The sequence below is a fragment of the Ensifer adhaerens genome (genome assembly GCF_001270265.1).
Classification (GTDB): domain Bacteria; phylum Pseudomonadota; class Alphaproteobacteria; order Rhizobiales; family Rhizobiaceae; genus Ensifer; species Ensifer adhaerens_B.
The window spans coordinates 142,175-166,060 of the sequence record NZ_LGAP01000014.1; the positions used below are offsets into that span (position 1 = coordinate 142,175).

The 23,886-nt window shown below is 62.2% G+C and carries 18 protein-coding genes and 1 pseudogene; 9 read left to right on the forward strand and 10 right to left on the reverse strand.

The window, feature by feature from the left end; all coding sequences use genetic code 11:
• Positions 1-194 precede the first annotated feature (194 nt).
• Positions 195-875: a Crp/Fnr family transcriptional regulator gene (locus AC244_RS20235; RefSeq protein ID WP_234716989.1), complete on the forward strand. Its 681-nt coding sequence runs from the start codon at positions 195-197 to the stop codon at positions 873-875.
• A gap of 168 nt (positions 876-1,043) precedes the next feature.
• Entirely contained in the window at positions 1,044-1,811 is a 768-nt protein-coding gene (locus AC244_RS20240) for a response regulator transcription factor (RefSeq protein WP_152976034.1), read from the forward strand.
• A gap of 290 nt (positions 1,812-2,101) precedes the next feature.
• Here AC244_RS20240 and AC244_RS20245 read toward each other — a convergent pair whose 3' ends face one another.
• From AC244_RS20245 to AC244_RS20260, 4 genes are all read right to left on the reverse strand, one after another.
• A complete protein-coding gene (locus AC244_RS20245; protein WP_161807883.1) occupies positions 2,102-2,683 on the reverse strand; it encodes a DUF922 domain-containing Zn-dependent protease in 582 nt (193 codons plus the stop codon).
• 260 nt (positions 2,684-2,943) lie between these two features.
• A complete protein-coding gene (locus AC244_RS20250) occupies positions 2,944-6,096 on the reverse strand; it encodes an efflux RND transporter permease subunit (RefSeq protein ID WP_053250640.1) in 3,153 nt (1,050 codons plus the stop codon).
• Between the two features lie 26 nt (positions 6,097-6,122).
• Positions 6,123-7,280, reverse strand: coding sequence for an efflux RND transporter periplasmic adaptor subunit (locus AC244_RS20255; RefSeq protein ID WP_082366977.1), 1,158 nt, complete (start codon positions 7,278-7,280; stop codon positions 6,123-6,125).
• Between the two features lie 60 nt (positions 7,281-7,340).
• Positions 7,341-7,949 carry a TetR family transcriptional regulator gene (locus AC244_RS20260; RefSeq protein WP_053250611.1) on the reverse strand — a complete coding sequence of 203 codons (609 nt, stop codon included), beginning with the start codon at positions 7,947-7,949 and terminating at the stop codon, positions 7,341-7,343.
• A 221-nt stretch (positions 7,950-8,170) separates the two neighbouring features.
• Here AC244_RS20260 and AC244_RS20265 point away from each other — a divergent pair, with 221 nt between their 5' ends.
• The gene (locus AC244_RS20265; protein WP_053250612.1) at positions 8,171-9,139 is read left to right on the forward strand and encodes a DUF808 domain-containing protein; all 969 of its coding nucleotides are present in this window, start codon (positions 8,171-8,173) and stop codon (positions 9,137-9,139) included.
• A 95-nt stretch (positions 9,140-9,234) separates the two neighbouring features.
• On the opposite strand, the gene AC244_RS20270 is transcribed toward AC244_RS20265, so the two are convergent.
• Positions 9,235-9,933: a L,D-transpeptidase gene (locus AC244_RS20270; protein WP_152976038.1), complete on the reverse strand. Its 699-nt coding sequence runs from the start codon at positions 9,931-9,933 to the stop codon at positions 9,235-9,237.
• Between the two features lie 172 nt (positions 9,934-10,105).
• Between AC244_RS20270 and AC244_RS20275 the strand changes: the two genes are divergently transcribed.
• The 3 genes from AC244_RS20275 (at position 10,106) to AC244_RS20285 (ending at position 12,597) form a co-directional block, all read left to right on the forward strand.
• Positions 10,106-10,768: a response regulator transcription factor gene (locus tag AC244_RS20275; protein WP_053250614.1), complete on the forward strand. Its 663-nt coding sequence runs from the start codon at positions 10,106-10,108 to the stop codon at positions 10,766-10,768.
• Positions 10,768-12,123 (forward strand): ATP-binding protein, encoded by a 1,356-nt coding sequence (locus AC244_RS20280; protein ID WP_053250615.1) that lies wholly within the window; start codon positions 10,768-10,770, stop codon positions 12,121-12,123. Before AC244_RS20275 ends, AC244_RS20280 begins: the two co-directional genes overlap by 1 nt.
• A gap of 111 nt (positions 12,124-12,234) precedes the next feature.
• Positions 12,235-12,597, forward strand: a complete 363-nt coding sequence (locus AC244_RS20285) for a DUF1801 domain-containing protein (RefSeq protein ID WP_053250616.1) — start codon at positions 12,235-12,237, stop codon at positions 12,595-12,597.
• 9 nt (positions 12,598-12,606) lie between these two features.
• On the opposite strand, the gene AC244_RS20290 is transcribed toward AC244_RS20285, so the two are convergent.
• Positions 12,607-13,566, reverse strand: coding sequence for a LysR family transcriptional regulator (locus tag AC244_RS20290; RefSeq protein WP_053250617.1), 960 nt, complete (start codon positions 13,564-13,566; stop codon positions 12,607-12,609).
• Between the two features lie 108 nt (positions 13,567-13,674).
• Here AC244_RS20290 and AC244_RS20295 point away from each other — a divergent pair, with 108 nt between their 5' ends.
• The 3 genes from AC244_RS20295 to ade all read left to right on the forward strand — a co-directional run bounded on the left by AC244_RS20295 (position 13,675) and on the right by ade (position 18,802).
• Positions 13,675-15,477, forward strand: coding sequence for an adenine deaminase (locus AC244_RS20295; protein WP_053250641.1), 1,803 nt, complete (start codon positions 13,675-13,677; stop codon positions 15,475-15,477).
• 58 nt (positions 15,478-15,535) lie between these two features.
• Positions 15,536-16,939, forward strand: a complete 1,404-nt coding sequence (locus tag AC244_RS20300) for an NCS2 family permease (protein WP_082366985.1) — start codon at positions 15,536-15,538, stop codon at positions 16,937-16,939.
• 72 nt (positions 16,940-17,011) lie between these two features.
• On the forward strand, positions 17,012-18,802 hold the full coding sequence (gene ade, locus AC244_RS20305) for an adenine deaminase (protein WP_053250618.1): 1,791 nt from the start codon (positions 17,012-17,014) through the stop codon (positions 18,800-18,802).
• Between the two features lie 86 nt (positions 18,803-18,888).
• Here the strand turns inward: ade and AC244_RS20310 are convergent, their stop codons facing one another.
• From AC244_RS20310 to AC244_RS20325, 4 genes and pseudogenes are all read right to left on the reverse strand, one after another.
• Complete coding sequence (locus AC244_RS20310; RefSeq protein ID WP_234716990.1) at positions 18,889-20,022, reverse strand: serine hydrolase domain-containing protein; 1,134 nt, start codon at positions 20,020-20,022, stop codon at positions 18,889-18,891.
• Positions 20,023-20,027: 5 nt separating this feature from the next.
• Positions 20,028-21,626 carry an ABC transporter substrate-binding protein gene (locus AC244_RS20315; RefSeq protein ID WP_053250619.1) on the reverse strand — a complete coding sequence of 533 codons (1,599 nt, stop codon included), beginning with the start codon at positions 21,624-21,626 and terminating at the stop codon, positions 20,028-20,030.
• Between the two features lie 91 nt (positions 21,627-21,717).
• Complete coding sequence (locus tag AC244_RS20320; protein WP_234716991.1) at positions 21,718-22,881, reverse strand: NAD(P)/FAD-dependent oxidoreductase; 1,164 nt, start codon at positions 22,879-22,881, stop codon at positions 21,718-21,720.
• A gap of 271 nt (positions 22,882-23,152) precedes the next feature.
• Positions 23,153-23,886: pseudogene (locus AC244_RS20325) on the reverse strand (transposase); the annotation flags it as partial.

Genomic DNA, 23,886 nt, shown 5'->3' on the forward strand with positions numbered 1-23,886 from the left:
CGCTTCAGCCTCTTACCACCGGCCCCACCCAGCCGGATTAAGCTCATATCGATGTGATTTCCCACCATTACTAACCATCTTGGGTAATATTCCTAACCACCGGTTGTTTGCTATATACTTAAGTACAATCGAAAAGATCGAAGAGAGAGTGCGCCTTTATGGTGGGGCAACTTGGGGCATTAACAGGCTCGTCAGTGTATCGCGAACCGTCGAGTTTCGACACAGACCAGCGGAAGTCGGAACTCTCCATCGCGCGAAAGCGGGTGTTCCCGGCGGGCTCGATTCTCTTCGAGCCCGAAGGTAGATCATGCGTTCTGTTCTTCATCTCCGGCTGGAGCGTCAGCCGCAAGATTCTGGCGAACGGTACCCGCATTGTCATCGAATTCATGCTGCGCGGCGACATGGTTTGGACCTTGTCTTCGGACATGACGCAGGAAACGATCCAGGCACTTTCCGACGTTACCGCCTACGAGTTCCCGGTGCCTCCCGGCACCAGGGGACCCGATTTGTCGCCCAGGATCCAGCAGAACTTCGTGCACGAGATGCTCAAGCGCCAGGCCAGACTGACAGAGCGGTTGGCAAACATCGCACGTCGCGACGCGTTGGAGCGTACTGGGCACCTTCTGCTCGAGCTCGCAGTCCGGGCGGGTAAACCCGACAGGCCGGGATTTGACGGCTTCGAATGCCCGCTGACGCAGTCCGACATCGGCGACGCCGTCGGACTGTCGTCCGTGCACATCAATCGCGTTCTGAAGGAGATGAGGCTGAAGGGATTGTTATCCTTCAGGAATGGCATCGTCGAATTTCTCGACCGCAGACGGCTGGCCGAACTGGTCGACTTCGATCCGGGCTATCTCAGCACGAATCCCGGTTGATTCCTTGCTGGTCCTTTAACCTGTGTTAATGCGTACTTCCAATATATGTGATCTGATTGCCAATCTATAATAACAAAATATGAGAGGAACCTGAAGGAATACTAATACCAATACTTGTATCTAGAATATTTACACCCATGAAAATAAGAATAAGAAGGAGCAAATTCAATGGATATTCGCACAGCAACAATTGCAAGAAACACCACGACGCGGCCGACATCCTTCCCAAGCGTGCTGGAACAGCGTCTGCCCCAAAGCCTGGCAGGTTCTGATATGACCGATCAGGAGGAGGACCTCGACTACATCCTGCTCATCGACCCTCGAGCTCTCGACCGGGAGTGTCTGTCGAAAAGCCTGACGGGCTACGACCCCGGGCTGACGATCGTCACCGTCGGATCGTTTGACGAATGGCGCAGCCGCAAGCTGCAGACCGACCCTTCCGCAATTCTTCTTATCGTCGGCGGCAGCAAAGTGGGCGACCTTGCAGTCTGCGAAAAGATCGAGACGCTGGTTGAGAAGTTCAAGTACAGCCCGGTGATCGTGGTCGCCGAAACGGATGAACTCGGCCAGATTCTCAAAGCATTGGAATGCGGTGCCCGTGGCTACATTCCAAGCAATGTCGGCATCAATGTCGCTGCCGAAGCGATTGCGCTTGCGCGCGCTGGTGGCGTCTTCGTTCCGGCAAGCAGCATCCTGACGATGAGAGAGGCAATCAACTCCGTCGTGAATGGCGCCCGTTGCTCCGACAGCCTGTTCACGCCGCGGGAAATCGAAGTTGCCGAAGCCTTGCGCCGTGGAAAGGCAAACAAGATCATCGCCTATGAGATGGATCTGTGTGAAAGCACCGTGAAGGTTCACATCAGAAACATCATGAAAAAGCTGAACGCGACCAACCGCACCGAGGTCGCCTACAAGATCAGGGAGTTCATGAAGTAGGCCGGCTGTCGCAAACGACCCGGTAGACCTCACGAACAATGACGGCGCCGACAGGCGTGTTTTGATCACCGTCTGCTGACGGCGGCTCTGACCGACTGACACGTCCCTCCTATGTCCGGCCATGCGGCCGGCATGGGTAGACGTGTGCGGCGATGAAGTCACCCGCCTTCGCCAGGCTTGGCAAGAGCTTGACGTGGAGGTCTTGTTTCAGCGCGCCGATTGGCCTTCAAGCCGGTCTGTGTTGATGACCTGCGTTCCGAAGAGCGGGTGGAGATACGTATGCGCCTCCGTCAACGACTTCCGGCACCATTGACGAGTTTGAGGATGAGCTGGTGGATATTGCCGCCGTCGCTGAGTTCGACCCGGTCGAAGTCCCGGCTCCTCTGGCGTTGAGCAACGGACAGCTCGCCCAGACGCCTTGTCAGCTCGGTCCTGATCTTGCGGCAGTTGGGGTCAGCGTCAACCGAGAGCCCGACCGACGTGCTTTCTATCGCCTTGACCAGATCCTTGATGAAGTCGCCATGTACCAGCTCGTGCCTGCGAACACCTGAGATAAAGGTGTCCCAATTCTGCGCAATGGCTCCCTGCAGCGGCCGCGACGGCTTCGGCAGCGTATAGGTGATGATGAGCTTCGGCTTGGCCGAAACAAGCGTGCAGGCGTTGCCCTGCGGCTCATATTTCCTGGTCCAGGTCAGTTTGAAATCGGTGTGAGCAATGGCGCGAACCAGTCCGCCGACCTTTGGTCCCCGCTCGCCGATCGACGCATAAAGCTCGGGCCCCGTCTGGCCCGAGATCGCATAGGTGCGGTCCTTTTCGACCGCCTGCCATTCCGCATGCGCCATGCGCGGCAACGAAAATGTGCAGATCATCATGCTGCAGAAGAGAACGTCTAGCTTCACCCGAATCCCCTGGAAGGCAAACCTGAATACGGGCGACCCTACAACACAACTCGCCGATCGGCACCGGCTCAAGCAGAAAAGCGGCCGCAGGTTTTCACGTTCGTGCGCCCGCCTTCATTCAACCGACATTTCTGGGGCCGCCGAACTTGCAACAACTTCGGCGGCCGCCCTGTCATTTGATCCTATCAACCGCCGGCCGACGACGGCATTGGATGTCATCCTCGTCGGCAGTGCTATTCGGCAGCGACCGCAGGCGGATAGATCATCGGCACGGCGGGCTCGGCTTCACCCGTTTGAGCGGTTTCCGGCTCGGGCGTCTGCTTCTTCGGCTCCCGGCCGAAGAACAGCGCGTAGCCAGCCGGCAGCACCAGAATTGTCAGAACAGTGGCGACAAGGATGCCGCCCATCATCGCATAGGCCAAAGGCCCCCAGAACACGCCGCGCGAGATCGGGATCAGCGCCAGAACCGCTGTCAGCGCCGTCAGCATGATCGGACGGAACCGGCGCACCGCCGATCCGATGATGGCTTCGGAGCGATCCATGCCCGCAGCGATATCCTGATCGATCTGGTCCACCAGGATGATCGAGTTGCGCATAATGATGCCGAGCAGCGCGATAACCCCGAGGATTGCGACGAAACCGAAGGGCGCGCCGCTGATCAGCAGTGCTGCCGCCGCCCCGATAATGCCGAGCGGACCGGTTGCCAGAACCAGCATCGCCTTGCCGAAATGCTGGAGCTGGACCATCAGCAGCACGACGATGACGGCCAGCATGATCGGTGCCTTGGCGGCGATCGAGCCTTGGCTCTCGGCTGCGTCTTCGGCGCCGCCCTGGATATTGATGCTGTATCCGGGGGAAAGACTGTCGCGCAGAACCTGCATGTCGCCATACATCTTCAACGCCACATCATTCGGCTGCACACCGTCGGGCAGGGTGCCGCGAACGGTAATCGTCGGCAGGCGATCCCTCCGCCATTCGATGCCTTGTTCGAGCACCGGCACGACCTTGGCCACCTGCGACAGCGGAACGAAACTGCCGAAATCGGTGGGGATATAGATGGACTCCACCGACGACAACAGCGCGCGCGTGGCATCCGGTTCACGGGCGACGATCGAGACCGTCTCCTCGCCATCGCGGAAGTTGTCCAGCGGCACGCCGGACATGGTGGCCTGCAGCATCTGCCGGACACGCTGCGAGGTGACGCCGAGCGCACGGGCGCGATCCTGGTCGATCACCAGCTTCATCGCCGTCACCGGCTCCAGCCAGTCGTCATGCACGGCGCCGAGCTGCGGGTTTTCCGCGAACTTCGCCTTGACCTGATCGGCGATGCGGCGAACCTCCTGGCGATCCGGCCCCATCACGCGCATCTGCACCGGCCAGCCGGTCGGCGGGCCAAGGAAGAGGCGATCGACCTTGGAGCGAATCGACGGGAAATCCTCGGCGAGGATCTTGCGCAGCTTGACGATCAGCCGTTCGCGCGCCGGCTCGTCATTGGCCATGACGAGGAGCTGGGCGAAATTCGGATTGCGCAGTTGCTGGTCGAGCGGCAGGAAGAAGCGTGGGGCACCTTCGCCGATATAGGTCGCAATGAAGCGCTTGTCCGCATCGTCCATCATCCGCGCTTCGAGCGTCTTGGCCTGGGTCTCGACCTCTTTGATGCTGGTGCCTTCCGGCAGCCACAGATCGACGAGGATTTCCGGCCGGGAGGATTGCGGGAAGAAGTTCTTCGGAATGAACTGGAATGCCCACAGGCTCACGACGAAAGCGGCGAGCGTCATCGACAGAACGATGATGCGATGCCGGACCGCCCAGGACACCGTCGAACGCAGACGCCGATAGAAGCGTGTGTCGAAGACATCGTGGTGGCCGCCGGCATGGTTGCGCTGCTTCAGAATCATATTGCCGAGCCACGGCGTGAAATAGACGGCAACGAACCACGAGACCACCAGGGCGATGCCGACCACATAGAACAGCGAGCGGACATATTCGCCCGCCGTCGAGGCGGCAAAGCCAACCGGAATGAAGCCGGCGGTGGTGATGAGCGTGCCGGTCAGCATCGGGAAGGCCGTCGAGGAGTAGGCGAAACTTGCGGCCTCGACCTTGACGAGCCCCTCCTCCAGCTTGCGCTCCATCATTTCAACGACGATCATCGCGTCGTCGACCAAAAGCCCGAGCGCAATGATGAGCGCCCCAAGCGAGATGCGCTGCAGGTCGATGCCAAGCTCGTACATGATGGCAAAGGTCGCCGCGAGCACCAGCGGGATGGTGATGGCGATCACCAGGCCGGAGCGCCAGCCGATCGACAGGAATGAGACGACAAGGACGATCACCAGCGCTTCGCCGAGCGCCTTCATGAATTCGCCGACAGCTTCCGTGACCACTTCCGGCTGGTTGGAGATCTGGTCGACGACGACACCGTAAGGCAAAGCGGCCTCGAAACGCTGATAGGTCTCTTCGACGGCAGTGCCGACATCGGTAACCTTGAAACCCTTGGCCATCACTACGCCGATCTGCACGCTGTCCTGACCGTTGAAGCGGAATTTGCGCGAATAGGGATCCTCAAGCCCAGACGTGACGGTGGCGATATCGCCGAGGCGGGTGACTTGCTCGCCGGCCCGCAGGCTGAGGTTCCTGAGATCCTCGACCTTGTCGAGGCCGCCATCGACGGAAATGCGCACGGAGCGCGCACCGGTATCGACCGAGCCCGCCGGATCGACATTGTTCTGTCCGGCGATCGTATTCCTAAGATCGTTGAGCGTCAGACCGCGCGCGGCCAACACCTTGGAGGAGACGTCGATATAGATCTTCTCGGGTTGGTCGCCGATGATCACCGCCTTCTCGACGCCCGGCGTCGTCAAAAGCATGTCACGCGCCTCGATCGCAAACTTCTTCAGCTCGGGATAGCTGTAACCGTCGCCGCTCACTGAATGCAGGGTGATGAAGGTGTCGCCGAACTCGTCGTTGAAATACGGCCCGAGCAGCCCTTCGGGCAGTTCATTGGCGATATCGCCGATCTTCTTGCGAACTTGGTAGAACGCGTCAGCCACCTGCTCAGCATTGGTGTCGCCCTCGACCTGCAGGGTGATGATCGCGCTGCCGGCGCGGGTATAGGAGCGCACGAAATCGAGATGCGGGGTCTCCTGCAGCTTGCGCTCGATCTTGTTGACGACCTGGTCCTCCATCTCCTGGATCGAGGCGCCCGGCCAGAAGGCCTGCACAACCATGACGCGGAAGGTGAAATCAGGATCTTCCTTCTGACCCATGCGCATCAGACCGAGGGCACCGGTGATGATAATCAAGCCGAACAGGAAGCGCGCGATGCTGGGATGGGCGATCGCCCAGCGCGAAAGGTTGAAAGGCCGCTTTTCTTCGGTGGGCATGGACATCGGCATCATTCCGCGGTTGGGTTGATTCAGCGCACGATTTCGGCAGCTGCGGTCTTGTCGGTCGCAGCAGACTGGCGGACGACATCGCCCGATATCGCTACCTTCAGATCTTCGGTCATGAACTGCGTGCCGGCCGCAACGACGAGGTCGCCGCTCTTCAGCCCGCCGATCACGCGCACGCCCTCGCCGGTGAAGTCGGCAACAGTAATCGTCCGGCTCTTCACGGTTTGACTATCACGGTCGACGACCCACACCGTGGTCCCACCATCCTTCTGCGCCAGAGCACTCAAGGGCACGGACATATGGCGCTCGGCGTCATCAGCCGAAGCCAGGATCGTCGCGGTCATGCCGAGCAGAACGCGCGGATCGTTGGGCAGGCTGACGCGGACCGCAAAGGTTCGCGACGGCTGTTCGGCACTGCCGGCCACCTCACGCACCTTGCCATCGAGCATCAGGCCCTGATCCGACCAGAAGCCGGCCTTGACCGCCATGCCCGGCTTGAAATTGGCAACATCGACTTCCGGGACGGCAATGAGCACTTCCTTCTCGCCGTCAGCGGCAACGGTGGCGACGGGGGTGCCGGAGCCAACCACCTGACCGACATCGGCCGCGATTGCTGCGACGATGCCGCTGCGATCGGCAACCAGTTCGGTATAGGTCACTTGGTTCTTCGCCTGAGACAGCGCCGAGCTTGCGGCGTCGCGCGTTGCCACGGCCTGGTTATGGCCGAGTGTTGCCTGGTCGAGCTGCGCCTGGGAGGCGACTTTCCGGGCAAAGAGTTGTTCGGCGCGCGCGCGGACCAATGCGGTCGTCTCGACCTGGCGCTCGGAGGCCTCAAGGTTGGCGGCCGCACTCTTGACCGAAAGGTCGTAATCCGTCGCATCGATGCGGGCGAGCAGGTCGCCGGATTTCACCCGATCGCCCACGTTCACCAAGCGCTCGGTGATCTTGCCGTTGACGCGGAAGCCGAGGTTCATCTCCGTTCGGGCGCGCACGACACCGGAATAGTTCATCTGCCGCGCTTCGCCGGCATCGCCGATTTCGACCACTTTGACTGGCCGAACGACCGGCTTGGCCTCCTCGGCCTCCTCCGAGCAAGCCGCGAGCACAACGGAGATCACGGCAAGAAGGGCCATCTTTCCGCTGAACGCGAAACGGCTACGGGTTTGAACGGGCAAGGGCATTTCCGCACTCCTGGGGTGGCATCAGCCAAACGGTTCACATCGGGGCCGCGCGCGGCTTGGTCAGTTTTTCAGTGCTTTGATCGCAAATTCGATCAGTTCATCCGGCGTCGCCCGATTTTCCTTCGAGAGACATTGCGCCACCATCTGCGGGTGACAGAGGATGACGGTCGCAGCGCCGAAGCATCTGGAGGCCGCGTCGGCGTCCTGTTCGGGGAATTCGCCAGCAAGAATCCCTTCGCGGATCACCTCAGCGACAAGAGCGTGCAGTCGGTCGATATGCTTGTCGATCACATGCCAGTCGCGTTCCATCGCGATGACGACCATCTCGTGCACCTTCTGGTCGTCGAGCATGACCTCCACGGTCATCTGATGCTGTGCGCGGATATATTGCCGCAAGCGCTCGGTCGCGCTCAGCGGCAACCGACAGATGTCCTGCGCCTGCTGGTAGCTGGCCGCCAGCATGCGGCCGCAGATCGCCTGGTGAATCTCCGCCTTCGAGGCGAAGAAGCGGTAGATGTTGGCCGGCGACATGCCGAGATCGCGGGCGATGTCGGCGACGTTTGTCTTCGAATAGCCGAAATGCCGAAACAGCCGCTCGGCCGCATCGAGGATCCGCGAGACGTTCTCCTGCCGCGTGGCGTCGAGCGGGCTTTCGATGCTGCCGTCCATTTAAACTTGCTTTCGATTTACGACTGACGATTTTCGTATTTCGTCAGTCGTAAATCGAAAGCGGCTTCGCGTCAATCCAAACGAACTGCTTTTCGTCTCACAATATGGTGTCCGCCCACCGGACGTTTTGCATGTCGTTGACTCGACACGCTGCGGTGGTTACTGCCGAATCCTCGGAGCGCCCTGCTCCACGGAATTTCAGCGCAAAGGGTTAGCGTTCAATGGCTACTGGTCTCATCGCCCTGCTCGACGACGTTGCGGCCATCGCCAAGATGGCAGCCGCTTCGCTTGACGACATCGCCGCGCAGACCGCAAAGGCCGGCGCGAAGGCGGCAGGCGTGGTCATCGACGACGCAGCCGTGACGCCGCGCTACGTCGTCGGGCTGACGCCGGAGCGCGAACTGCCGATCATCGGCCGCATTGCGCTCGGCTCGCTCAAGAACAAGCTCCTGTTCCTGCTGCCGGGCGCATTGTTGCTCGGCTATTTCGCGCCCTGGGCGATTACGCCTCTGTTGATGCTTGGCGGCATCTACCTCTGCTACGAGGGCGCCGAGAAGCTCTATGGCGTCTTCTTTCCGCATGCAGCCCATGAGCACGAAAACGCCGTGCTCGGACAAAAGACCGATCCCATCGCGCTTGAAAACGAGAAGGTCGCCGGCGCGGTGCGCACGGACTTCATCCTGTCGGCCGAGATCATGGCGCTGACGCTCTCAACCGTTGCGGACGCCAGCATCTACACCCAGGGCGCAGTGCTTGCCGCGGTCGGCATCGCCATCACACTTGCCGTCTATGGCGTCGTCGGACTGATCGTCAAAGCCGACGATGCGGGTGTCGCACTGGCGAGAACCTCCGTGTCGGCCCTGCGTGCCATCGGCCGCGGCCTGGTCGTCGGCATGCCTATGTTCCTGAAGTTTCTCGCGGCCGTCGGCACTGCGGCGATGCTCTGGGTCGGAGGCAGCATCCTCGTTCATGGCCTTGCACAGATGGGATATGCCGGGCCAGAACATATCATCCACGGCATCTCCGAAGCCGTGGTCCACGCCCTGCCGGTTGCCCCGGGCTTTGTCGGCTGGATCGCCACGTCGGCGCAACAAGCCCTGCTCGCGGTCGTCGTCGGCGCCGTAACGATCGCGGTGATGGGCAACATTGTCGCCCCGATCTGGGGCCGATTGAGACCCGCAAACCACTGACATCGCCGCGTACCGGCGTGACCAAGCTCCGGCCCTGTCAGCGCCGGAGCGATGGATTTTCACTGGGCAACACCTGCCGACCCGGCAAGCCGCGATCAACTGGTTGCGAGATGCACCTTCGACGGATCGGGGATGACAACGATCGGGCTGCCGTCGCCGACCTGGTCATGCAGATAGACCACATCCTGATTGAGCATGCGGATGCACCCGGACGAGACGGCCTTGCCGATCGAACGCGCCTCGGGGCTGCCATGGATACGGTAGAGTGTGTCCTTGCCGTCCTTGTGGATATAGAGCGCCCGCGCACCCAGGGGATTCTTCAGGCCCGGCCCCATGCCGCCGTTCTTGATGCTGTAGGGTTCGAGTTTCGGCTGCCGAGCCACCATTTCGTCAGGCGGCGTCCAGCGCGGCCATTTCCGCTTATAGGCCACAACCGCCCGCCCGGACCAGGCAAAGCCCTCGCGGCCGACACCGATGCCATAGCGCATGGCGCGCTGGCCGGGCAGGACATGGTAGAGATACTTCGCCGGCGTATCGACGATGATCGTGCCCGGGCGGTCCTCAGTGGGATAGTCGACTTCCTGGCGCCAGAACTTCGGATCGACCTCAGAGACATCGACCGCAGGAATGGGAAACGGCTCGTTCGGCATCGCGTAGTACATCGGCGGAACGGCGCCGTTGGACGGCGGCGGCGTCTCGACGACCGCCGGTTTCGGCGTCGGACGCGCGGTTGCCGCGCAGCCGGAAAGCAGCAATGCAGTCGCACCAACGAAAAGGCTGCGACGGGTCAACATACCGCCGGCCCGAAAATCGGTTATGGCGCGCGGCGGTTGGTTCGGTTCATCTCTATCGGGCATTCATCGACTCGGGGGCTTGTTACGATGACGCCCAAAGGAATGCGCTACCTTAAGGCTGCCTTAAGGGAGGTGCTAAACAACGACCGCCGATTATGTCGTGGAGATCCGAGTGCGGGTACTGATTGTCGAAGACGATGACATTTTGCGTGACGGGCTGAAGGTCGGGCTGGGGCTCGCCGGTTTTACGACCGATGCCGTCGCCACCCGAGAGAGCGCCGAGGCGGCGCTGGCCGCCGGCAGCTTCGACGCCGTCGTGCTCGACCTAATGCTGCCGGACGGCTCCGGCAGCGACGTGCTGAAAAAACTGCGCGACGCGCGCAACGACACGCCGGTGCTGCTGCTGACGGCCCGCGACACGGTGGCTGATCGCGTCAGCGGGCTCGACATGGGCGCCGACGACTATCTCGGCAAACCCTTCGACCTCGATGAGGTCGCAGCACGACTGCGCGCGCTGGCGCGTCGCTCCGCCGGCCGCTCGACCGCCCTCATCGAATGGGCGACGATCCGGCTTGATCCGGCCCGGCAATCGGTGGAAAAGGCCGGCACCCCGGTCCGGCTCTCGCGCCGGGAATACTCCATCCTGCATGCGCTCATGTCGCAACCCGGCGCCATCTTTTCCAAGGCAACGCTCGAGGACAAGCTTTACGGCTGGCAGGAGGAAGTCGAAAGCAACGCGGTCGAGGTGCATATCCATCACCTGCGCAACAAACTCGGACCCGGCCTGATTGAAACCGTCAGGGGCATCGGCTACCGGCTCGGCAGCGACATCTGATGCGATCGATCCGCGCACGCCTCTTCTTCATATTGCTCGTCACCACCGGGCTCATGTGGCTGTCGGCCACCCTTTGGATCTTCTTCAGCACCCGCGCCGAGGTCGAGCAGGTGCTCGACGCCCGGCTGATGGAGGCAGCGAAGATGGTGAGCTCGCTGGTGGTCAACCAGGAGATCGACCCGGACAGGCCGGCGCAGACAAAGGCGAAGATTCCCATTCTCGACCACCCGCATTATGACAGGCAGCTCTCCTGCCAGATCTGGTCGCTGGACGGCACCTTGATCGGCAAGTCGGAAAGCGCACCGGAAACGACGTTGTCGGCGCATGCGACCGGCCTTTCCGAGACGGTGATCAATGGCGAAACCTGGCGGGTCTACGCGGTCGAAAACGCCGAACTCGGCGTGCGCGTCCTCGTCGGCGACAACCTGCGCATCCGCGACAGGCTGGTGAACGATGTCGTCAAAGGTCTGCTCTTTCCGGCCCTCTTGATCATACCGCTGCTGGCAACTTTGATCTGGCTGAGCGTCGGGCGCGGACTGGCGCCGCTCAGAAAATTGGCCGGCGATCTCGCCGCGCGCGACGCCTCGGACCTGCACCCGATCAAGGAGACCGCCACGCCGAGCGAAATCAGCCCTGTGCTCCGAGCCTTGAACGGCTTGTTTGGCCGCGTCGCCGGCGCGCGTCAACGCGAACAGAATTTTATCGCCTTTGCCGCCCATGAGCTCAGAACGCCGCTGGCCGGGCTGAAGACCCAGGCCCAGGTGGCGCTGGCGAGCAACGATGCCGAGATCCGAGAAAAGGCCCTCGGCCAGATCGTCGCGGGCGTCGACCGCACTGGACGGCTCGTCAGGCAGTTGCTCGACATCGCCTCGGTCGAAGCATCCGAAACGACCCGCGCCGCTGCCGAGGTCAATCCTGGCGATATGCTGGTTTCGCTGAGGAATGAACTGCTCGGCCATGCCGGCGGTGCTGCAACGGTCTTGGTTGATCCCGGCCTCTTCCATCTGCGAATCAGGATCAATCCGGATCTGCTCCGGCTTGCCGCCCGCAACCTGATGGAAAACGCGCTTCACCACTCGCCTGCAGGCGGGACAATCCTCTGTACGCTCGAAAAAGATGACGCAGCCGCCACGATTGCAATCGATGACGATGGCCCGGGAATCCCGCCGGAGGAAATGCCCCACGTCACCGAGCGCTTCTTCCGTGGTCGCTTCAAGGCCGCAATCGGCAGCGGCCTTGGCCTCAGCATCGCCGAGCTCGCGCTCCATCACGCCGACGCCGCGTTGGAATTGCGAAATCGGGCCAAGGGTGGATTATCCGCGAGGATCGTCCTGCCCAAAGACCTCATCGTTTGAGCACAGGCGGAGAATGCCCGTCCTGTCCACAGTATGAAGCTTGCCGGAAGTCGTGCCTCGGCGCGCAAGCGGCACCGGAACTCAAATCATTCTACAAATCGTGAGCGAGCGATGATGGACAAGCGTATCGAAACCTTTCTCGCCGATATCCGCGACCGCGGCGCGACGCAGTTCGCGATCGTTGCACGGCTGCGCGAAATCGTGCTGGCGTCCGGGAATGGCATTTCGGAAGAAATCAAATATGGCGGTCTGCTGTTTTCTGCCGCAAAACCCTTCTGCGGCATATTTCCCTATTCGGCTCATGTCACGCTGGAGTTCAGCGAGGGCGCAGCACTGACGGACGCACATGGCGTGCTGATGGGTCAAGGCAAGGGACGTCGGCACATCAAGATGCAGTCCGTCTCCGATATCGCGGAGAAGCACGTGGTCGCATATATCGACCTGGCTTTCCGCGCCGCCAACGGATCAGGATGATGCGCCGCGTCAGCGCCCCGCAGCGCTCGGCATACTGACCTTCTCCACGTAATAACGCGGAATACTGGCGCGCTCGCGATCCCGGTAGAAATCGATGCAGAATTCGACGAAGGCCCTGAAGCGTTTCGACACGTGCCTCCGGCGCGAATAGATGAGATTGATCGCCGTCTTCGGCGAACTCCATTCGGCCAGTACCGGCTGCAGCAATCCCGCCTGCCGCTCCGTCTCCACGAAGAAATCCGGCAGGTAGGCGATCCCCTCGCCGGCAACCGCGAAATATTTGATCGTCCAATAGTCGTTGGTCGTGCAGGTCGCCGTCGGCAGCAGATCAATCTCGGCGTCGCCATCCCTCGTCAGATACCAGGATTGCAGGCGGGTCGGCTGGCGAAAGACGAGGCCGCGATGACCGGTCAGGTCGTCGGGCTTTGCAGGAGCGCCGTGCCGGGCGATGTATTCGCGGCTGGCGAAGAGGCCATAGGATGAAACGGAGAGCCGCCGGCTGATATAGTCGACGTCGGAAGGTTCGCCCCAGTGGAAGATGCCGTCGAGCGCTTGCTCGGTGACTTCGGAAAACGGCTGCCGCGAGCTGAGAAAGACAACGTCGAGATTGACCTGCGGATATTGCTGCCGAAACGCATAGAGCAATTCGGATGTGATCGTCGTGCCGAACTCACCGGTCGAGCCGACGCGCAGCGTGCCGGCCACCTCCTGCCGCATCTCCGCCATCGCCGTTGCCGCATCCTCGCAATTCGACTGAATGAGCCGGGCATAGCGCAGAAACTCGGCTCCGGCGTCAGTCACATGCAACTGGTGCCCCTCACGAACGAAGAGTTCGATGCCGAACTCGTCCTCCAGCTGGCGGATCTTGTGGCTCAGTGTCGATTTCGGCAACCGGTGCAGGCGCGAAGCCGCTGAAATCGAACGGGAATCTGCAACTTTCACGAAGCAGTCGAGAAGGGAAAGGTCCATTTTTCGTCCAAAATATTGGATGATATGTCCGACAAATACGCCATTTCGGCCCATTGTACAAACGAAACCAAACTGGGAATATTCGCCGACGCTAAGGGAGAGGTTTCAGTGAGCGATATCAGAGAATTCATCCGGGCAGCCTCGGGTACCGGCAACAAGGCCACATTGGCGATCCGCGGCGGCCGGCTGGTCAACGTCGTTTCGGAAGAGATCTACCAGGCCGATGTCGCGATCTATGGCGAGCGGATCATCGCCGTCGGCGACATCTCCGACTACGTCGGGCCGGACACGAAGATTATCGACGCCACCGGCAAGTACCTGGCGCCCGGCATGATCGACGGCCATCTGCATGTTGAATGCTCGAAGATGTCGCTGACGAGCTTTGCCAAGGCGGTCGTGCCGCTCGGCACCACCTCGATCGTCACCGGCCTCGACCAGATCATCGTCGTCGGCGGGCCGGACGCCGCACGCGAATTCCTCGACGAGGCCAGGGAGACGCCGCTCAAGGTGTTCTGGGGCGCGCCGTGCAAGACCCCCTACACCATGCCGCGCTCGACCGTCGGTCACTATTTCAGCCCGGCCGATCACCAGGCCACCCATCATTGGCCGGAATGCGTCGGCATCTGGGAAACGGTCCGCGAATTCATCCAGGAGGAAGACCCTGACGTGCTGGCGGCGCTCGAACTTGCCGAAAAGAACCGGCTGCCGGTGCTCGGCTGCTGCCCGATGACGCGCGGCGCGCGTCTCAGCGGCTACCAGCAATCGGGCGTGCGCGCCGATCACGAAAGCTATTCGCCGGAGGAAATGCTCGAGAAGCTGAGAGCCGGTATGCATGTCGTCGTGCGCGAATCCTCGATCTCGCACTTCCTTTCCGACAATCTGCGCATCGTCACCGAGATGGGCGTCAAGGCCCTGCGCCGCATCAGCTTCTGCACCGACGACGTCGTTGCCAGCGACATCCTCAAGCGCGGGCATCTCGACAATATGGTGCGCATGGCGATCGCCATGGGCATCTCGCCGATGGCCGCAATCCAGATGGCGACGATCAACGGCGCCGATGCGCTTCGCATCGACGACAAGGTCGGCTCGATCTCGCCCGGCCGCGCCGCCGACATCCTGCTCGTCAACGACCTGCGCGAATTCAGGATCGAAGCCGTCATCGCGAAGGGCGAGGAAGTGGCGCGCGACGGCCGCATGGCCGTCGAGCTCGTGCCGCCGCCGCGCAGCGCCGCCTTGCTCACGTCGATGAAGGTCGCGCCGCTCGAACTCCACGATCTGAAGCTGCGTTATGAGGGCACCGGCGAAAGTGCTGCGGCCATGGCAATCGCCGTCACGCCGGAAAAGATCTTCGTGCGCACGCGCCGCGATATCACCCTACCGGTGAAAGATGGCTGCGTGCTCGCCGACCCGGCCCAGGACATCCAATATGTCACCGTGGTCGAGCGCTACGGCAAGACGAAGAACCGGCCCGTTGCCTTCACCTCCGGTTTCGGACTGCGCAAAGGCGCGATCGCCAGCTCGACCGCGCCCGACGACAACAACATCATCTGCATCGGCGCCAATCCGGAAGACATGCGTGTTGCGATCAACCATCTGATCGCCAACCACGGCGGCCAGGTGGTGGTCAAAGACGGCAAGGTCGTCTCCTTCCTGCATCTTCCGATCGGCGGCATCGTTTCCGATATCGAGCCGTCCCAAATGGCGGCGCTGGAGGAGGAACTGGACGACGCAGCTCGGGCGCTCGGCTGCACCCTGCCATGGCCGTTCATGTACATGTTCGTGCTGCAGATCACGGCGATCCCGGAATATGCCATCACCGATCTCGGCGTCGTCGATTGCGTTCAGTTGAAAGTGATCTCGCCGCTCGCTGGGAACGGCGGCGAGGATGAGCGCGCCGCAGCAGCGGAGTAAAGCCTTCGAAGGGGTCGGCATCGCCGGCCCCTTCCTCATTTCAAAAAAGGGGAACAAAATGAACTACCAACCCAAGGCCGTGGAGCCGGCGTCGGGCAAGGCGCAAGCCTCCTGGCTCGCCAGCCTGCTTGATCACTACTTCCAGATCTCCAAATTCGGCTCGACGATCCGCACCGAAATTCTCGCCGGGCTGACGACCTTTCTCGCCGCATCCTACGTGATCGTCGTCAACCCTTCGATCCTGTCCCATGCCGGCATTCCGTTCTCGGCCGGCGTCACGGCGACGGTGCTCGTCAGCTTCATCGGCAGTTGCGCCATGGGGCTTTATGCGCGAAGCCCGATCCTGGTAGCGCCGGGCATGGGCATCAACGCGCTGTTTGCCTATACAATGGTCGTCGGCGCCAAGGTGCCGCTCGAAATCGCGCTCGGCTGCGTCTTCTGGGCCGGTGTGCTCTTCACCGTGATGGCCTTCTTCAACTTGCGCCAGACGATCATCGAGGCGATCCCGGTCGACTTGCGTTATGGCATCGCCTGCGGCATCGGCCTGTTCATCGCGCTGATCGGATTCGAGAACGCCAAGTTCATCGTCGCCAATCCGGATACGATCGTCGGGCTGACGACATTCAACCCGGTCACCCTTACCTTCATTGCCGGCTTCATCCTGACCGTCGCGCTGGTGGTTCGTAAGGTTCCCGGCGCAATGATGGCCGGCATGATCCTCACCACCATCCTCTCCATCCCGATCGGCCGCTGGTGGGGCGATGGCAGCGCCTTCTGGCCGGATACGCCGGATGTGCATACACTGGTCAACTGGAGCGGCTTTTCCGCAGCCCCGGACTTCAGCTTCGTCGGCCAGATCGATCTCGTCGGCGCCTTGAGCCTGATCTATCTGCCGTTCATCTTCGTCTTCCTGTTCACCAATTTCATCGAGGCGCTCTCGACCTTCCTCGGCCTTGCCGAAGCGGCGGATCTGAAGGACGAGCAGGGATTGCCGCGCAACATCAAGCAATCCATGCACGTCGACGCCGTCGCCGCGCTGATCTCGGCACTGCTCGGCACCAGCCCCGCCACCGTCTATCTGGAATCGGGCGCCGGCATTGCCCAGGGCGGCCGAACCGGGCTCGTCGCCCTTGTCGCCGGCCTGCTCTTCGTGCCGTTCCTGTTTCTGTCGCCGCTCCTGTCGCTCGTTCCGGCCGTGGCAACCGCGCCGGTGCTGATCCTCACCGGCCTCTTCATGTCCGAGCCGATGAGCAAGATCCGCTGGACCGACCTTGACGAGGCGATCCCCGCCTTCCTTGCCATCGTGCTGATCCCGCTGACATTCTCGATCACACTCGGTCTGTCGCTGGCAATCATCGCCTATGTGCTGATCAAGCTGGTCTGCGGCCGCCCGGGCGATGTAAAGCCGGTCATGTGGTTCGTCGCCCTGCTGGCGGCAGCGCTCGTCGCACAGACCCAGTAAGCCTGTCGGCGCCCCTTTTTACTCAGAAGTGAAAAGGGGCGCCGAGATCGTCTCCATTCGAAGGAACCTGTCATGCTTCAATCCTGGTCGAGGACCGCACCCGAGCTTGTCGATGTCGCCATGGGCCGCAAGCCTGCGGACCTCGTGATCCGCAACGGAAAATGGGTCAACGTCTATTCCGGCGAGATCATTCCGCACACCGACATCGCCGTCAGAGCCGGCCGCTTCGCCTATGTCGGAGCGGACGCCAGCCACACAATCGGCGAAGGCACCAAGGTCGTCGACGCCGCCGGGCGCTATCTCGTGCCGGGGTTCTGCGACGCGCATATGCATGTCGAAAGCGGCCTCGTCACCGTCACCGAATTTGCCCGCGCCGTCATCCCGCACGGCACGACAACGATGTTCATCGATCCGCACGAGATCGCCAACGTGCTCGGCCTTGCCGGCGTGCGGCTGATGAACGACGAAGCACAGAGCCTGCCGATCAACGTTTACGTGCAGGTGCCGAGCTGCGTGCCGAGCGCACCTGGGCTTGAAACCGCCGGCGCCGAACTCTCGGCCAAGGACGTGGCCGAAGCCTTGAGCTGGCCCAACATCATCGGCCTCGGCGAGATGATGAATTTCCCGGGCGTCGCCTTCAATGATCCGAAAATGGTCGCCGAGATCGCGGCAACCCAGGATGCGCGGCTGACCGTCGGCGGGCATTATGCCTCGCCGCATCTCGGCCGGGAATTTCACGCCTATGCCGCCGGCGGTCCGGCCGACGACCATGAAGGAACGACGGTCGAGGACGCGATCGCCCGCGTCAGACAGGGCATGCGCGCCATGCTCCGGCTCGGCTCCGCCTGGTTCGACGTTGCCGCGCAGGTCAAGGCGATCACCGAAGCCGGCGTCGATCCGCGCAACTTCCTGCTGTGCACCGACGACAGCCACTCCGGCACGCTGGTTCATGACGGTCACATGAACCGGGTGGTGCGCCACGCCATCGCGCGAGGGCTGAAGCCGATCACCGCCATCCAGATGGCCACACTCAACACCGCCCAGCATTTCGGCGTCGAGCGCGAACTCGGCTCGATCGCGCCCGGCCGGCGGGCGGACCTGATCATTACGTCGGATCTTGTCGCGTTGCCGATCGAAACGGTGTTTGCCCGCGGCGAACTGCTGGCGGATTCCGGCGCGCTGGTGCGCGATATCCCGCCCTTCATCTACCCGGAGAGTGCCCGCAATACTGTGCACCTCGGCAAGACGCTCAAAGCCGGAGATTTCGACATCGGGCTTAACAGCACCGCGACCCGCGCGCGCGTCCGGGTGATCGGCGTCGTCGAGAACCAGGCGCCGACGCGTGCACTGGAAGCCGAGCTTTCGGCGGCGGGCGGCATCATCGAGATGGATCGCGCCCAGGACGTCTGCCAGATCGCGCTGGTGGAGCGCCATCGCGGCACCGGCGACGTCGTCAACGCCTTCGTTTCCGGCTTCGGCTACGACAGCGATTGCGCCGTTGCGAGCACCGTCGCCCACGACAGCCACCACATGATCGTCGTCGGCACCAACAAGGCCGATATGGCGCAGGCTGCCAACCGGCTGCACGAGGTCGGCGGCGGCATCGTCGTGATCAAGGACGGCAAGGAACTGGCATTGGTGGAGCTGCCGGTGGCGGGGCTGATGTCGGACCAGCGCGCCGAGATCGTGGCGGACAAGGCCGCGGCGATCGTCGAGGCGATGCGCATCTGCGGCTGCCGCCTGAACAACGCCTACATGCAGCATTCGCTGCTGGCGCTTGTCGTTATTCCCGAACTGCGCATCTCCGACAAGGGCCTGATCGATGTCAGGACCTTCGAGAAGGTCGACGTCGTTCTTTCATAACAATGCTGTCAAAAACACTCGACCGCCCAAACCGGGCGGTCGAGATCTGACGTCGAAACATAATCGCCGACAGGTGCTCGGCGAGCTTAGCCGTCCAGGATGATGCCGACCGCCCGATCAAGCAGCTGGTGCAAACCGCTGGCGTAGAAGGACATCCGGTAGCCCGAGCCGACATTGCTGGTCATCGCGATCGTCAGCCCCGATATCGGTTCGTGCTGCATCACAGTGACATAGCCGGGAATGCTGCCCTGGTGACCATAGAGGAGTCGATCGGCGTAGCTGCTTTGGAACAGCCCCACCCCGGTCTCGCGCATCCGCGTTCCGGGAAAGCTGACCGCGACGCGGCCTTCGCTCATTTCGCGGAACATCCCGTCCGTCAGCAGCCTTCCGCCGAACAGCGTCCGCATGAAGGCGACCATGTCACCAGGCGTCGAGACCATGTCGCCGCAGCCATAGGCCGCCGTGAACGGAAACGAATCCGACGAATCCTGAAGCGCGTCGGAATAGGGGAGCACGCCGTCCATGCGCCACATCTCTGCCCCGGCAGCGACGCTCGACCCCGCGTCCGCAGCCGGCGGCGGCCGGTGGTAGTACCCGCGCACCATGCGCTCCTGCGGGAAGCTTTCGGTCGAGGGCGACCAGGTGTTTTCGAGCCCGAGCGGTTCGAGCACGTGATGGCGAACATAGGTCCCGAGCGGCTGGCCGGTGACCGCTTCGATCAGCATCCCGGCCAGCACATAGCCGGTGTTGTTGTAGACCGCTGGGCCGCCGGGCGCCGTCTGACCGCCGACCTGAAAGGCGAGATCCACGAGTTCCGCCGGCGTCCAGATACGATCCAGCGTCATCGGTATGTCGTACTCGAATTCCGGCAGCCCGCCGCGATGGTTGACCAGCTGGCGCACGGAAATTGCAGCAGCTCCCGGCAGATCCGGGAACCAATGCGAAATCGGGGTGCCAAGATCCACCGCACCGCTTTCCGCCAGCTTCATCAGGGCGGCGACCGTGAATGTCTTGGTGCAACTGCCGATCTTGAACAATTGCGTGGGCGACACCGGAATCCCCCGCGCCCGATCGGAAAGGCCCGATGTCACAGTGGCGATCTCGCCGTCACCCCGCGAGAAGGCCAGCGAGACGCCGACGGCGCCGTCGTTGAGGTAGCCTTGAAGCAGTCGGCTCAGATCGGCGAGCGTGGCGCTCGCGCTGACTGTCATCTCGTCCATCCCGCTCACTCCGTAACGTCGACGTTAGCGAAATTCTGGCGGCCGAAGGCATCGAGAACGTAGTTCGTCACGCTCTTGCGCACGGGGATCGACACGACGGAATGGGCGATCGGTGCAACCGGCACTTCCGCCTTGAGGATGGCCTGCGCCTTACCATAGAGCGCCGCGCGCTGTTTCGGATCGGCAGCAACCCGGGCATCCTGAAGCAGCTTTTCAAAGTCGGCGTTGCACCAGCGCGCCCGATTGGACCCGCCCTTCACGCCGTCGCAGCTCAGGAGATAGCTCAGCATGTTGTCCGGATCGCCGTTGTCGCTGCTGCCGCCGAGCAGGAAGGCGTCATGCTCGCCCTTGGCGGTGCGGCTCAGATACTCGGCCCATTCGAAGCTGACGATCTCGGATTTGACGCCGATGGCGTTCCAGTCTGCCTGGATCATCTCCGCCATGCGACGGGCATTCGGGTTGTAGGGGCGCGACACCGGCATCGCCCAGAGCGCAACCGACAGGTCGCCTTCGTGCCCGGCTTCCTTCAGAAGCGCCTTGGCGCCTTCAGGGTCGTAATCGATGCCCGCATCCTTGGCGGCACCAAGCTGCGCCGGCGGCACAACGCTGCCGGCGACACTGCCGGCCCCCTGATAGACCGCCTCGACGATCGCCTGCCGATTGACCGCCTTGGCAAGCGCCAAACGGATACGCGCATCGCCGAGCGGCTGATGTTCGACGTTGAAGCCGAGGACGCCGATGTTCTGGCCTTCAAGGTTGTAGACCGTCACATCGGGGTCGTTTCTGAGATCGGCGACAGCTCCGGGCGGTGGTGGTGCCGCCACCTGGCACTCGTTCGCCTTCAGGCGAGCGACACGAACGGTCGGCTCGGGCGTGATCGCGAAGACCAGAGTGTCGATCTTCGGCGCGCCGTTCCAATGATCCTTGTTGGCCACATATCTGATCTGGCTGTCCTGCGCATAGGCCTCGAGCACGAACGGCCCGGTGCCGACAGGCGCCTGGTCGATCAGCTCCGGCGTACCAGCTGCCACCATCTTCTCGGTCTGCTCCAGCGAGAGGATCGAGAGATAGTCGAGCGCGATGCTGGGCAGGAACGTGACATTCGCCGACGTCAGCGTGAAGCGCACGGTGTAGTCGTCAAGTTTCTCGATCTTCTCGATCAGCGGGCCGAGCCCCAGCGCATTGAAGTACTCATAGGATGCGTTCGACAGCTTGTGGTACGGATTGTCGGGGTCGCGCTGGCGGTCGAAGGTGTAGAGCACATCGTCGGCGTTGAACTCACGCGTCGGGGTGAACTGCGCGTTAGCATGAAACTTGACGCCATGGCGCAGGTGGAAGGTGTAGACCTTGCCATCCTCCGACACGTCCCAGCTCTCGGCGAGCGCCGGCCCCACTTCCGTCGTGCCGGGCTTGAACTCGACCAGCCGATTGAAGATCGGCTTGGCCGCAGCATCCATGGTAGAATCCGCCGTTCCGATCATCGGATTGAACGTTTCTGGGCTCGCCTCCGAGCAATAAACCAGGGTCTTGGCATAAGCCTGCTCGCCCAGCAGGATTGTCGATGCGACGAGCGCGGTGCGCAGGATCAGACGTGTGGATTTCATAGCAAACGCTCCTGGTTGCCTCTGGTGTTGACGTCGCCGCGGGGTTCTCCTTACCGCATCGACAGCGTTTCGATCTTCATGGTCTGTCCGGTCATCGATCGACCGGGGAAAGCGATGAGGTGCGGGCCGTCTCGATAAATCGACCGGGCGTCAGCGCATCGAACTGCACGCCGAATTCGGCGACATCCTGCGGCATCGGCGCATCGCGCAGCAGCGCCGAGGCGATCCGCGCCAAAGTCAGCGACACCTGAAAGCCATAGCCGCCCTGACCGCCGAGCCAAAAGAACCCCGGCAAACGCGGATCGAAGCCGACGACGGGCGTGCGGTCCGCTGAGAAGGTGCGCAATCCGGCCCATGGCCTTTGCGGGCGACCGATGCGAAGCTCCGTCGCCTGCTCGATCCGGTCGACGGCGATGGCAACGTCGATATCTTCGGGATAGGCGTCGCAGGGCGGCGAATCCGTCTCATCCGCCAGCGAACCGATCAGCTTTCCCGCGTCCGGCTTGAAGTAGAAGCGCTCGTGCAAATCGACGGCCAGCGGCCATTTGCGTGCGTCGAGCCCTTGAGGCGGATCGAACATGAAGGCGGTGCGCCGCTTGGGCGAAAATCCGAGCCCGGCCAGTCCTGCCCGTTCGGCAATCACATCGACCCAAGCGCCGGCAGCGTTGACGACCATATCGGCCACATAGGAGCCGGCAGACGTCAGCACTTGGAAGCAGCCGGAAGCACGGGAGATCTCCAGCACCTCCTCGCCGGAGATGACCGTCCCGCCGAGCGCCTTCAGCGTAGCGGCGCAGGCATGGACCATCTTGCCCGTATCGATATCGAGAGCGCCGGGCTCGTAGACGCCGCCGCAGGTGGTATCGGCGCGGATGACCGGGATAAGGGCATTGACCTCGTCTGCCGAAAGCCGCCGGACACTGGGCACAAGCGCCTGGTACTTCTGCGCCAGTTCATCGACCATCGCGTCGTCATCGCGTCCACCGAAATGCAATGCGCCGCGCACATGCTCGGCAAAACCGCCGTCGACGATGGCCGGCCGGCTGGCAACGGACAGCGCCCGCACCACCGCGTTGCCGTAGGTTTCTGCAAACAGCGCCGCCGAGCGACCACTCGCGTGATAGCCGAGATGTGCTTCGCGTTCGATGAGGGTGACCGAAGCCCATTGCTGGACGGCGGCGGCAACCGAGAGCCCGGCGATACCGCCGCCAACGACAATCACTTTGGGGGAAGAGGGTCCTGAGCGCATAGGCATTGGTAAAATTATTTTCCGATACGGTCAATATTTAGCCTATCGGAAAATTCTTGACGCTTGTTGCGGGGCGGCCAGAGTTGAACTAGCTAGTGCCCGTCCATAAACGCCTGTTTTTCTGCGGTTTTGAAAGGTTGTTTGCCGGCTGCCATCGTTTCTTGGGACGCGTGATGGCACAAGGCCGCGCAGGTTATGGCCCGAAGAGCGATCTGGCGGCAATGGGATCATGGGGTATCGGCCGACGCTCGCCGGGCTTGCTCTGAACGCTACCGGATCAGGAGCGTAAGGTCGGCCTGAGGCGGGCAAGGAGGGCGAGATTGTAAGCGACCACCGAGGACCAGACATAAGCCTTAAAGTGGTCGAGCCCGCGCCAGGTGCAGCGCCCCAAGCCATAAGCGCGCTTCAGACATGAGATGCCGGCCTCGATGCCAGCGCGGAAGTTTCTGAGCTTGCGATAGACCCAACGGCTCTTGACCATGTCTTCGATCTTGAGGCCGCACTTCTTGTGGAAGGCCATGTCGCGGATGCCACAGGCTTTGGCTCGGCTCAAATTATCGCGGCTGGCATAGCCGCCGTCGGCCGCCGCCTGACGCGGCGCCTGGCCATAAAAGGCGATGTGGCGTTCCAGCATCGGCAGCAAGCGCTCGCTGTCGGCCGGGTTGCCGGTTTCGACGACGAGGTCGAGGACCAGTCCGCTTCTGCCGGTGGTCAGATTGAGTTTGTGGCCGTAGTCGACGTCGCGGCTGCCTTTGACGATGATGTCGGCATGCGGCTCGAACAGGCTCACCAGCTTCTCGCCAGCCGGCACCGGCTCGCCGGCCAGGACCCGCCGTTCGGTCTGGGCGATGATCCGCTCGATCAGCGGCTTATAGTGGCGGAGCTGGGGCTGCCCCAGTTCGGCCCGGCCCCGGCGCCCGGGGCAACTGTTCACTCGCCTGCTGGCGATAACTCACGGGGGGGCGCGGGGTTTTGGGGCGGTCGCGGCTGTGCTTCACCCCGTTCGGGCGG